The organism is Nostoc sp. DSM 114167, from assembly GCF_052692655.1.
Window position 1 is genome coordinate 2,924,566 of sequence record NZ_CP195116.1, and the last position, 12,211, is coordinate 2,936,776.

General features: G+C 41.7%; 10 protein-coding genes. 5 read left to right on the plus strand and 5 right to left on the minus strand.

The annotated features are described in order from the left end of the window. Window positions 1-7: 7 nt before the first annotated feature. On the minus strand, window positions 8-2,569 hold the full coding sequence (locus tag NSTC731_RS12510) for a PAS domain S-box protein (RefSeq protein ID WP_445631083.1): 2,562 nt from the start codon (window positions 2,567-2,569) through the stop codon (window positions 8-10). Next, window positions 2,562-2,789 carry a hypothetical protein gene (locus tag NSTC731_RS12515; protein ID WP_445631084.1) on the minus strand — a complete coding sequence of 76 codons (228 nt, stop codon included), beginning with the start codon at window positions 2,787-2,789 and terminating at the stop codon, window positions 2,562-2,564. The genes NSTC731_RS12510 and NSTC731_RS12515 overlap by 8 nt, the downstream gene beginning before the upstream one ends. A gap of 124 nt (window positions 2,790-2,913) precedes the next feature. On the opposite strand from NSTC731_RS12515, the gene ada reads away from it, so the two are divergent. Genes ada through NSTC731_RS12535 form a run of 4 tightly spaced genes read left to right on the plus strand, consistent with a single transcriptional unit; the run spans window position 2,914 to window position 5,848 of the window. Beyond that, a complete protein-coding gene (ada, locus tag NSTC731_RS12520) occupies window positions 2,914-3,993 on the plus strand; it encodes a bifunctional DNA-binding transcriptional regulator/O6-methylguanine-DNA methyltransferase Ada (protein WP_445631085.1) in 1,080 nt (359 codons plus the stop codon). Further along, window positions 3,977-4,615 (plus strand): DNA-3-methyladenine glycosylase family protein, encoded by a 639-nt coding sequence (locus NSTC731_RS12525; RefSeq protein WP_445631086.1) that lies wholly within the window; start codon window positions 3,977-3,979, stop codon window positions 4,613-4,615. The genes ada and NSTC731_RS12525 overlap by 17 nt, the downstream gene beginning before the upstream one ends. A gap of 53 nt (window positions 4,616-4,668) precedes the next feature. Beyond that, entirely contained in the window at window positions 4,669-5,682 is a 1,014-nt protein-coding gene (locus NSTC731_RS12530; protein ID WP_445631087.1) for a DMT family transporter, read from the plus strand. Window positions 5,683-5,701: 19 nt separating this feature from the next. Next, window positions 5,702-5,848, plus strand: coding sequence for a hypothetical protein (locus NSTC731_RS12535; protein ID WP_445631088.1), 147 nt, complete (start codon window positions 5,702-5,704; stop codon window positions 5,846-5,848). 17 nt (window positions 5,849-5,865) lie between these two features. Here the strand turns inward: NSTC731_RS12535 and dapF are convergent, their stop codons facing one another. Beyond that, on the minus strand, window positions 5,866-6,705 hold the full coding sequence (dapF, locus tag NSTC731_RS12540; RefSeq protein WP_445631089.1) for a diaminopimelate epimerase: 840 nt from the start codon (window positions 6,703-6,705) through the stop codon (window positions 5,866-5,868). A gap of 69 nt (window positions 6,706-6,774) precedes the next feature. Here dapF and NSTC731_RS12545 point away from each other — a divergent pair, with 69 nt between their 5' ends. Then, window positions 6,775-6,993 (plus strand): Hfq-related RNA-binding protein, encoded by a 219-nt coding sequence (locus NSTC731_RS12545; RefSeq protein ID WP_445631090.1) that lies wholly within the window; start codon window positions 6,775-6,777, stop codon window positions 6,991-6,993. A 387-nt stretch (window positions 6,994-7,380) separates the two neighbouring features. On the opposite strand, the gene NSTC731_RS12550 is transcribed toward NSTC731_RS12545, so the two are convergent. Further along, window positions 7,381-9,165, minus strand: a complete 1,785-nt coding sequence (locus tag NSTC731_RS12550) for a diguanylate cyclase domain-containing protein (RefSeq protein ID WP_445631091.1) — start codon at window positions 9,163-9,165, stop codon at window positions 7,381-7,383. A gap of 694 nt (window positions 9,166-9,859) precedes the next feature. Further along, window positions 9,860-12,199: a cation:proton antiporter domain-containing protein gene (locus tag NSTC731_RS12555; protein ID WP_445631092.1), complete on the minus strand. Its 2,340-nt coding sequence runs from the start codon at window positions 12,197-12,199 to the stop codon at window positions 9,860-9,862. Window positions 12,200-12,211: the final 12 nt, after the last annotated feature.

Consider the following 12,211-nt stretch of genomic DNA (forward strand, 5'->3'; position numbering starts at 1 on the left):
TGGTGATTTATGGGCGATTTGTTGCGGATGAAGTTGCTAAAGGTAGTGTAAACCAGAAAGTTAACCCACGCTTGCGGTTACTCATAACCCCGATTTCGCCGCCATGCGCCTTAATAACTTTCCGACAAAGATACATTTTTAAGCCAATGCTTGTAGAGCAGCAATCTTGAGGATCGCGGACATGCAGATCGAAGAGGCGATCGCACTCTGCTTTACTCATTCCCACACCGTCATCTTGAATCTGAGTGCGAATCATTCCCCCTTCAATGGTGGCACTCAGGGTAAAATTTAATCCTGGCGGATTATTTTGCAAGCCATGTGCGATCAAATTGACCAAAACTTTCTGCAATCGAGTCCCATCTGCCATTACTAACGGTAAGTCTGCCCGAACCAAGTTCTTCAAAGTCGCTTGATTTTGTGTCAGCATCGGTTCCAACTGGGAGAAACATTCGCCCACTAGGGTGCTTAGTTGTAGAGGTTCGAGTTTGATTTCAATACCCTGTTTTTCACAGGAATTAATTTCTAGCAATGAGTTAATCATTGTTAGTTGGCGATCGTTACCCTGAATCATTCGTTCGATGATTGAGCGAGATATTGGAATTGCAGATTGGGCAGAAGAGGCAGAGGGGCAGGGTGCGGGGGGCAGAGGGGAAAATTCTCCCTTGCTCCCTGCTCCCTGCTTCCCTGCTTCCTTGCTCTCCACTCCCTGATTTAACAAATTCTTTAACACCATCAAGTTACCCATCACGGAAGTTCGTAAATCGTGGGCAACTGTGTGCAAAACTACATCTTTGACACGATGCAAATTTTCAACTTCTTGCATTTTCTGCTGCAACTGTGCTGTCCGTTCTTGGACTTGGTATTCTAAATTAGTGTTGAGTTCTGCTAGCTTTTGGCATATCTGACTTTGTTGAATTGCGATCGCTAGCTGTTCTGACATTTGCTGTAACAAATCAATTTCTATTAGCTGCCAATGACGTGGCCCTGAGCATTGATTGGCAATTAACGCCCCAAATAATTCGTCACCTAGCATAATTGGTACAGCCAAGCTAGCCTTCGTTTGGAATTTTTGACAGTGTGCTTTTACTTTGGGAGATGCTGATATTTGCGTTACGTCTTCAACGACACGCACAAGATTATCTTTTAATAAGTTTCTTAATTCTTGTAGATAAGCTTCATCATTAGTAGACCAACCTGAGACTGATGGATATTTAGGATTTACTGATTCGGCAAGAGTTTTGACTCCTAAATTAGCATTATTTAAACCAATGAAAACTCGATCTGCTTGTAGAAATTGCCTGACTTCCGTCACGGTGGTTTGAAGAATTTCCTCTAATTTCAGCGAAGATCGAATTCTGACTAGGGTTTCTGCCAACAAACGATCGCGTTGGGCACAAAAGCGTAATTGTGCTTCTACTTGTTTGCGTTCTGTAATGTCGTGATGCACTGCTAAAATGGCAGGAATACCATTTAAATCAATGACTTCGGCTGACAGCAGCGTTGTAATTATCTCGCCAGATTTTTGCCGAAAATCAATTTCTAAGTTACGAGCAACTCCGGTGCTTTGCAACTCTTGCACTAAGTTTAGGCGATCGCGATCGTTTACCCAAAGATTTAATTCAAAAGAAGTTTTACCAATTGCCTCATCTCGCCCATAACCGGAAAGATTCACAAAACTGTCGTTAACTTCGATAAAGCGTCCTTCTTGCAGCGTGCTAATGGTAATTGAATCGGGGCTGCAACTAAAAGCTTTAGCAAATTTTTGGGCAAGATTTTGTAAGGCGACTTCCCCTTGTTTGCGATCTGTGATGTCTCGGACAATTGCTAGTACCTCATCTGTACCACTAACTACCAACCGCGCCTCATAATCTCTGATTCCCAAAGATGTTGGTAGTTGATATTCACAAGTTTGCAAAATTCCCGAATCTAAAGTTTTAGCGATCGCTACTTGGCTAATGGCTGCAACATCACTCGGCAATAACTCTTGCAGATTTTTTCCAACTATTTCTTCTCTCGAAAGAGTGATATTTGCACCGTCACTTTTCAAATCTAGATACTCGCCATCGCGGCTGATGCGAAACATCAAATCGGGGATAGCATCCAAAATTGCTTTATATCGTGCCTCACTCTCAACCAATTTTTCTTGGGCTTGTTTTCGGTCTGTAATATCCATAACCAAACCATGCCAAAGAAAATCACCTGCTGCTTGTAATTCTGGTTGCAAAGTACCTTGAATCCATTTAAGTTTGCCACTAGGCGTAATAATCCGACTTTCCCAATGCCAAGGTGTAAGAGTAGTACGACAAACAGCAATAGATTCTGTAAAAGCTTTTATATCTTGTGGATAAATCAGTTTGCATAACATTTGAAAGTCTGGCTGTATAGCCTCTGGTTCTAATTCATACAAATATTTACAACCAGAACTAATATAAGGAATAAATACAGAACCATCCTGCCGTTGCAGAATTTGGAAAATCATTCCCGGTAGATTGGCAGCAATTGTTTCCAATAGAGGGATCTTCTCTGGTAGAAAATCTGGTTTCTGCGGTGATTTTACAATTTCATCCACTCTTAGACCCTTTGATATATAAGCAATTGGCATAATATTCAAGGTAATCATAGCCATTGTAAAAGTTTTTAGCTGTCAGCACGATCGCAAACAGCAGAAAAAGTGGCTCTACTTTCAGCGTAGTTCTGGATGCTGCGATCGCATTCACCCAATCGGGTGAACCATTTGTCAAAGAGCGAATGACTTTAGGAGTGCTGACAGAATACCCTGAGATAATCAACTTCGATCGCAACAATCAGATAGAAAGTAATTGAACGATACATTTAATCTAGTTTTACCTAAAGGTAAAAACTAATCATGGGCAATCCCAAGTGGGGTACTTGCAATAGATTTGAGAGGGATGAATGCAATTACAACAGACACAAATTTTAGAAGAAACACTATGGGAAGCAGTTCTCAATCGAGACTTTGCTTTTGAAGGTAAGTTTTTCTACGGTGTTCGCTCTACAGGCATTTATTGCCGACCTATTTGCCCTAGTCGCAAACCGAATCGGAATCAAGTTTGTTTTTTCCAGTCGGTACAAGATGCTGAAATTGCAGGTTTTCGACCTTGTAAGCGCTGTCAGCCACAATCTGAAATAGTTCCAAATACAGCCAAAATCTTAGCAGTATGTCGATATATTGAAGCACAAGTTGATCGCATACCAACCCTATCGGAATTATCCTCTCAGGTAGAAATGAGTCCTAGTTACCTACAAAGAATATTCAAGCAGATAATTGGCGTATCGCCTTTTCAATATGCAGATGCGCTGCGTAGCCAACGGTTGAAGCAGCGTCTTCAGTCAGGAGAAGAAATTGCTGATGCAGCTTACAACACGGGGTATGGTTCAAGTAGCCAACTGTATGAGAAAGCACCTAAACAATTAGGAATGACACCAAAAATTTACCAACAAGCTGGAAATACAATCAACATTGTTTATGCGATCGCTCCATGTTCGCTAGGATATTTGCTTGTGGCAACAACAGAGAAGGGTATCTGTGCCGTTAAACTAGGTGATGAAGCAGACAAGCTTGAACATATCTTAAACCAGGAATTTCACCAAGCGCATATCATACCTGACGATCGCACACACAAGGAATGGATACAAGCAATCCTCGACTTCATTGCGGGAGGTGAAACGCATCTTAATTTACCACTTGATGTCCGTGGGACAGCATTTCAGAAACAAGTTTGGGAAGCATTACAAAAAATTCCCTATGGCGAAACCCGCACTTACACTGATATCGCCTGTGATATTGCCAAACCCCAAGCAGTCCGCGCGGTGGGTAATGCTTGTGGAGCTAATCCGATCGCGGTGATTGTACCATGTCATCGGGTGCTGCGGAGTGATGGCAGTCTTGGTGGTTATCACTGGGGAATTGAGCGCAAACAAAAACTGCTTACACAAGAGTCGAAATTTTACAAACATGACTCAAATACCTGAACTAGAATCGTTGACTGAAGAAAGTCTTACCCGTGGTTTAATGGTGCTTGCCAAACTTGATAGCGATTTGGCTCGGATTTTAGAGACACTGGGACCTCCACCTATATGGTCAAGAGAAGCGGGTTTTGCAACGCTGTTGTGTATAATTCTGGAACAGCAAGTTTCTGTAGCGGCTGCAAGGGCAGTATTTACAAGACTCTGTGGGGTTGTTGTAACTCTGACGCCAGAAAATTTTCTGATATTGGATGATGCTCAATTAAAAGCGATTGGATTTAGTCGGCAAAAGATTTTATACTGTCGTGGGTTGGCTCAGGCGATCGCAACTGGTCAGCTTGACCTCAGCAAGCTCCAAACAATGGACGAAACTACGATCAGAACTGAGTTAAAGCGCCTCAAAGGTATCGGAGACTGGACAGTTGATATTTATTTGCTCATGGCGCTGCAACGTCCTGATGTCTTTCCTAAAGGCGATTTAGCGATCGCGATCGCTTTCCAAAAACTCAAAAACTTGGCGACGCGTCCTACACCAGCACAACTAGAAGCCATGACACAGCACTGGCGACCGTGGCGAGCAGTTGCGGCAAGACTTCTATGGCATTATTACCTAAGTAATCCTAAATAATTGCTACTTCTCCCTTGGCGCACTCGGCGGTTCGTATTATAAATATAAACTAAATGGCAGAAAATCAATTAAGCCTAACACCAGAAAATGATAAAACTTCAAAAATCCTGCCGATAATCATAGTAATAATTGCATTATTCGCTTTATCTTCAACAGCAATATTTATTAAAATTGCTGTTAGAGAAATGAGCGCTATTGCTACATTATTTAATCGTTTATGGATAGCGACTATTATCTTTGGCTTATGGAGTGGAATTAACCAAGTACGGACTCAAATTAAAGATGATGAGCCTGTACTACCACAGCAGCCTTATCCAATCAAAGAGATAGCGCTTTTAATCGCAGTGGGTCTAGTTCATGTATTAGGTCGATTATCTTGGACTTGGTCGCTAACTCAGACTGGTGCAGCTAATGCTAATGCCTTGGGTAGCCTCAATCCGCTATTTACTACTTTAGGAGGATGGCTATTTTTTAATCAAATTTTTGGGCGCAAATTTATCATCGGTTTGATCTTAGCTATAATCGGTGCGATCGCGGTTGGATTTGAAGATTTATTGCGTTCTAATAATAATATTACAGGTGATGCTGTTGCTCTCATCTCATCGATATTTTATGCAGCAAACTTTTTACTTATCGAGCAGATCGGAAATAAGTTTTCAACGATCGCTATTCTTCTGTGGCGTTGTGCGATCGCAACTTCATTGATGATTCCAGTAGTACTAATCTTGGAAAAACAAGTTTTCCCAGTTACTTTGTCGGGATGGTTAGTAGTATTTGCGCTAGCTGCTATTTGCGAAGCCTTGGGTCATGGGCTAATTGTATACAGCCTCAAAAATTTCTCATCGGGATTTATTTCTTTACTTTTACTACTCAATCCAGTGATTGTTGCGATTCTTGCTTGGATACTTTTCTCGGAAAACTTGAGTATTTTTAACTTGTTAGGATTGGCTTTAATTGTCGGGGGTATATATTTAGCAATTTCTAATAAAGAAGCTGTGCAATCTAAAATTAATAGCCAGATTCAATCTCCAACAGAAACAGATTCATCCGCCAGTTCCCCAAAATAATACCAATTTGAAAAAAATAATGCGACAAATAGACCGTATTGTAGAGACGCGATTCATCGCGTCTTTACCCAAGGACGTGTTGCAATCATTAATTGAATTGCGATCAGAAACGATGGCACAGCCCGCCACAGACATCGCTGTTTCTATGGCACTACTACTTGAGTAATGCCAATAGTAAGTCGGTTACAGTTTACCAGTGAATACCTTTTGGGCCGGACCTGTCATGTAAACCCGTTGGTCGATTTCTGACCATTCAATTTGCAAGGGGCCACCTGGTAATTCTACAGTGGCGGTGCGATCGCATTTCCCAGTTAGCACACCAGCTACCAAAGAAGCACAAGCACCAGTACCACAAGCTAAGGTAATTCCAGCACCCCGTTCCCATACCCGCATTTTCAAATAGTCACGGCGTACCACTTGAATAAATTCGGTATTTATGCGTTGAGGGAAAACTGGATGATGCTCAAATTTTGGGCCGATGGTTTCTAGTTCAATTGCTGCGACATCTTCTACAAAGGTAATGCAGTGCGGATTTCCCATATTTACACAGGTGACTTCCCAAGTTTGCCCCGCCACCTCTAACGGCACAGAAATAACTTTTTCTTGGGCGGGTGCAAGAGTGGTAGGAATTTCGCTAGCGAGTAACCTGGGTAAACCCATATCTACTTTAACTTGACCATCAGATAAAAGTTGGGGAGTCATTACACCACCCAAAGTATGAATGCGATATGAATCTTGATTCCGGGATTCCCCTTCTAAATCTGCTAAAAAGCCAGCTAAACAGCGAATGCCATTGCCACACATTTCTGGTTCTGAACCATCGGAATTAAAAATCCGCATGGTGTAGTCAGTGCCGTTTTCTCCAGGTAGGGCAAAAATTACACCATCAGCACCGATACCAAAATGGCGATCGCACAACTCGATCGCTTGCTCTGGAGTCACTACAGGCAAAGATGACGAGCGATTGTCAATCAAAATAAAGTCGTTGCCTAGACCATGATACTTAGTAAATTCGATTGCCATTTCTTCAAGGATGAATTATCAAGGATTAGTTACTCTTTATTTTGCCTTGTAGGTTCATCTTTACTAAAAATGCTTACTGAATTTGACACCACTTTACCCAGTATTAGACAAGTCCAAAACCTGATAAAACAAACAACACCAGTAGAGTTAAAGCTGCTGACTGGTGATGTACTCACAGGAAAAGTTTTATGGCAAGATCCACAGTGTATCTCTATTGCTGATGAAAACAGTCAGCAAACCACCGTTTGGAAACAAGCGATCGCCTACATCAAGCCGAAAGTGAGTTAGGAGCGAGGCAGAAACATCACAACCCATCGCTTTAAGTGATTTCTCACAAAGAATCTACCCAGGTTGACGAGTTTCGACACTTCAACAGGCTCAGTGCATCGCTTTGCTCAACTCTCGATCCCTTAGTTGGTTGAGCGTACCCCTCCGGGGAAGCAAGCTACGCGTAGCGTCTCGTAGAGAAGTCGAAACCAACGGCGACGGTAGATTTATTAACGGAAATTGCCTTATCACTTGCTTCACTCAAATTAAAAATTCAAGCCCACGGCTTAAGCCGTGGGCTTGGAATAAAGATGCCTTGCGCCTCGCATCTCGAAGCAATTCTTTATTAATTGTGGGATACAAGCCCACAATTAAAGTTGTGTATTTTTAATTTTTTCATCACTAGACTCAGGTTTTTGCAGCACAAACCCACTGATTGCGTCCTTGTTCTTTAGCTTTATATAAAGCTTTGTCTGCGGCATTAATTAAATCTTGAGATGAACTTTTATCTGTTGGCATTTGAATTGCAACACCTAAACTGACAGTCACAAAATATTGAAAATTATTCTTCTTCTTATGGGGAATTTTTAACTCTTGAATAGATTTTTGAATCAACTTGGTTATTTTAATCGCACCTGATTCGTTCGTATTTGGTAAAATTACAACAAATTCTTCACCACCATAACGAGCTAGTAGATCGGTAGGACGCTTTAATACAGATTGTGCAGCACGAGCAACTTGTATTAAGCATTCATCCCCAGCTAGATGTCCATAAGAATCGTTATAATCCTTGAAATAGTCAATATCAAATATAATTAAAGATAAATAATTTTCACTTAGTCTTAATCGATCCCATTCCTGCTCTAAAAACTGATCGAAACAATGACGGTTGGCGATTTGGGTTAGAGCATCTAGCTTACTAAGTTTTTCTAGCTGAGAATTTGCTAGTTCTAAAGCATTGTTTGCTTGAGCAAGTTGATTAGCTTGAGAGCGGAATTGCTCTAATAATTCAGAATGTTCTAAAGCTACATTAAACTGAGCAGCTAACTGGTGAATAAATTGAATTTCCGATTTTTTCCACTCGCGCGAACAATGGCACTGATGAACGCATAGTAATCCCCATAAAGTTTTTCCTTTCATTAAAGGTGCAACAATTTGTGCCTTGATTTGAAATTGTTCTAACAGTTGAATGTGGCAATCTTTTAGTCCAGCTTGATAAATATCTGATACTACCTGTATACGCCCTTGGTGATAAGCAACTGCATAGTTTTCACCAAAACAATTATCCTTTACCTTGATCGCGATCGTAGAATCGTAGTCAGGCAATACATTCTCGGAGACAAATTCACCAGAGGTATAGTTCGATTCCGGATCAAATCGAAAGATACTGACGCGATCGCTCCGTAAAGCCTTACGAATTTCTCGTACAGTAGTCTTAAACAAGGTGTCTAGATTCAGAGATTCACGAATCTCAGCAACTAAATTAAACAGAATATCCTGCTGCTGATTTGCTTTATACAGTTCTACTGCTTTTTGTTCTGCTTGAGCTAAAAATTCTGCTTGTTTAACTGCAAATCCTAACTGCGTTGCAATCTGAGACAAAAACTGAATTTCTAATTGTTTCCATTCATGTGGCTGTGAGTGCTGATAAGCAGCAAGCACTCCCCACAGTTTTTTTCCCACAAAAATTGATGCAGTTGCATAAGCTCGAATATGGAACTGTTCTAAAATTTCTATATGGCATTGAGATAAGCCTGCTGCGTAAACATCTGAAACAACTAAAGCTTCATTATTACGATACCGTCCACCTTGATTTTCTTGTAGATAAGAGTCATTCCAAACTGTATTTTTTCCTAATGTATCTACATCATCCCATCCAGTTTCTGCAAACTCAAAGTCGCTAACAAATTCTCCACCCCAGTTTTCATAGAAACGATAAACGGCAATCCGTTCGACTCGGAGTAACTTGCAAGTTTCTTTAGTAGCTGTACGAAAAATTGTTTCTAATTCAAAAGAAGCTCGAATTTTGCTAATAACTCGGTAAAGCGCCCTTTCTTGCTTTTCTAGCTGCTGAATTTGAACTTGTTTCTCATAGAGTTGAGTTTCTAAATTACTAACACTAGGCTGTCCTAAAAGCTTACAGAGTAAATTAGCAGATGCTCTAGTAATAATACGTAAACTTGTGTACAACATTATAAGTATAATTTCAGAAATATTTAAAAAATGAAAAGATACAGCTACAACGATGTAAAAACGTAGTTTTTCTTAGTTTATAACCATTATCGCGTAAGAAACTTTCGCAATTGCTTCTCTTCATCTGACTTTTGCCATTAAGCCTTAAAAAGCTTTCTCACAAATAATTTTGGATAAAGTACTGTAAATACAGTACAGTAATTATCATTATCGCCAAAGTATCTGATAACTGAAAATATGAGATGAAAAGGTATTGTAAAGACAGAATAAATTTGTAAAAAGTAAAGCTCAATTCTTAGATAAACTCAGTTATCAAACAAGGTAATCAAATTCAATAGACTAAAAACTTCTGCGATTGACAAAGATCAAGCAGATAACCCCATTAGATACTTTTTTGCAAAAGAGAATCAAAATTTAGAGTAGTCAAGAGCAAAAGATCGCCGTCCCCATGTTTGATTTGTCACTTTATCCTGCAACCACTTTTCAAACATCCTCTTAAGCTCTTATGGATGGACTGTTACCGAAACTGAGCTGCAAATGACTCAATCTATGATGATGTCCGCATCAGAGATAACATCTTGGATCTGGGTATTATCCTAAAAGAATATGAAAAAGCACCCCAAATAGCCAAGTCACTACCATCCCAAAGGCGCGATCGCTATATTGAGCCACTTAGCTTGTGGAGTCTTAAAGTTCAATCAGTTACACTATCGACAGGTAGAAAGTCTTTGAGCGCTTCTGCTTCACCAGCTTTTACCACTGGGATAGACAGGGGTACTGAACTAGCGCTCGCAAATAACTGTTGTAGTTGACTCAAACCTGTCAAGCCACCACATAACAATACTTGGTCGCCGACTCGCAAATCCATACCGCCATCAGGATAGCGGATAAACTTACCATCTCGCCGGATCGCCTGTACTTGGACTCCATATTGCTTGGCGATATCTAAATCTGCAAGGGTTTTACCTTGTGTTGGCGCGTCTGCATTGACTGTAACCCACTGACAAGCACTATTTTCTCCGGGAACAGCCACTTGTCCCTTAGCGAATTCTGCCAAAGCTGCCAGTTCTTCATTAGCTCCCACCACCAACAAGCGATCGCCTTCTGCCAATTTGGTTTGATTATTGGGATAATCAATTTCTTCGCCGTTAGCGCGGCGAATTGCCATCAAACTCGCTCCTGTTAAATAGCGCATATCTGCCTCTTCTATGCTCATGCCAATTAAGGGCGAATCAGATGGTAAAGGATACCAACGCTGATTTAAATCGCGGGTGGCTTGGCGCAAATCACGAGCAACTTCAGTTGCAGAGCGCTCTGGCCGCAAATCTAAATAATGATCGTTGCGGATTTGCTGCATTTCTCGTTGGACTACAGGTGGCGACAACAAGCCTAAGCCAGTTAATAAATAGGTTGCCATTTCTAAACTGGCTTCAAACTCTGGTTGTACAACTTCCCTGGCTCCCAATTGATACAGCACCTCAATATTTCTATCCTGGTTAGCACGGACAACCAAATCTAATTCTGGGCGCAATTCTAAAGCGCGTTTCAAGCAAAGACGAGTACTTATGGGATCTGGGAGTGCGATCGCCATTCCTTTGGCATGATTCACCCCGGCAGTTTCCAAAACGTGTAAACTGACGCAATTACCATAGACATAAGACACCCCAGCCTCGCGTAACTGCTGAATTCTCCTCTCCGATTGGTCGATTACTAGCACAGGTAGGTCGTGTTGCTGCAACAACTTCACCAAATTCTTGCCGACTCGCCCATAGCCACAAACTACCACATGGTCTTTGAGAGGCAAGTCTTCCGACACATCCTGCACCTCATCTTCTTCTAAATACGGTTTTAACCAAGGCATTGATTCGGCAAAGTTAAATAAAAATGGCACTAACCGCAGTACAAAAGGAGTCAGCATCAGAGTGACTGCGGTGGTTCCCAAAATTAATAAGTATATTTGTCGAGACACCAGCCCCAAAGACTGCCCTTCACTAGCGAGAACAAAGGAAAATTCTCCAATTTGCGCCAATCCCAAACCGGCGATGATGGCTGTTTTCAAAGGGTAGCGGAATAGTTTTACTAGGGGCGTGATAATCAAAAATTTACCGACAAAAACTATTGCCACCAACCCCAAAATCAATTCTAGGTTGTTCCACAAAAACACTGGGTCAATTAACATCCCAATGGCAGCAAAAAATAAACTGGCAAAGATATCTCGCAGTGGTTCGACATAAGTCAGGGTTTGGTCGGCGTACTCTACCTCAGAAATCATCAAACCCGCGACAAATGCCCCCATTTCAATGGACAGTCCCAAATGCTCTGTCAACAGGGCAATGCCTAAACACAGGGCTACAACCCCTAATAAAAATAGTTCTTTACTTTCGGTACGGGCTAGCAGTTGCAACAAAGGCGGTATCAGCCAAATCCCCGCAGCGACAGCCCCAGCAGCAAATAAAGCAATCGAACCTAGCGCTGTGAGGACAGCAATGCCAATAGTTTCTGCTGGTTGATTGAGGGCTGGTAAGACTGCTAACATCAGTCCTAGTGCCAAATCCTGGACTACCAAAATCCCCAGCATCACTTGCCCGTGGGGCGTTTCCGTTTCGTTGCGCTCCATCAAGCACTTGAGGACAACGGCTGTGGAAGACAGGGACAAAATACACCCCAAAAACATCCCCTTCGCAGGTAAGGCTCCCCAGGCTCCGCTTAACCCGCATACTAAAACTGTCACCAAAATCGTCAAAGCAATCTGGAGTCCACCTCCACCAAGAGCGATCGCTTTTACCTTCTTGAGTTCCGCAAAGGAAAATTCTACACCCAAGGCGAATAACAAAAAGGCGACCCCGAACTGTGCCAGAGTCTCGACTTGAATCAGTTCTTTAATCAATCCCAGTCCCGTTGGCCCAATGACTATCCCACCAATGAGATACCCCAACAGCACGGGTTGTTGCAAAAGTGCCGCTAATAGTCCGCCACAGGCTGCAACACCTAGAACTAAAACTAAATCAACAATTAACCGAAAATCTTCTTGCACCAGTTTTAAAAG

Bases quoted from the DNA above. Each gene is read 5' to 3' on its own strand.
- NSTC731_RS12550 (WP_445631091.1), bottom strand. From the start codon at position 9,165: ATGTTGTACACAAGTTTACGTATTATTACTAGAGCATCTGCTAATTTA.
- NSTC731_RS12545 (WP_445631090.1), top strand. From the start codon at position 6,775: ATGCTTACTGAATTTGACACCACTTTACCCAGTATTAGACAAGTCCAA.
- dapF (WP_445631089.1), bottom strand. From the start codon at position 6,705: ATGGCAATCGAATTTACTAAGTATCATGGTCTAGGCAACGACTTTATT.
- NSTC731_RS12525 (WP_445631086.1), top strand. From the start codon at position 3,977: ATGACTCAAATACCTGAACTAGAATCGTTGACTGAAGAAAGTCTTACC.
- ada (WP_445631085.1), top strand. From the start codon at position 2,914: ATGCAATTACAACAGACACAAATTTTAGAAGAAACACTATGGGAAGCA.
- NSTC731_RS12535 (WP_445631088.1), top strand. From the start codon at position 5,702: ATGCGACAAATAGACCGTATTGTAGAGACGCGATTCATCGCGTCTTTA.
- NSTC731_RS12530 (WP_445631087.1), top strand. From the start codon at position 4,669: ATGGCAGAAAATCAATTAAGCCTAACACCAGAAAATGATAAAACTTCA.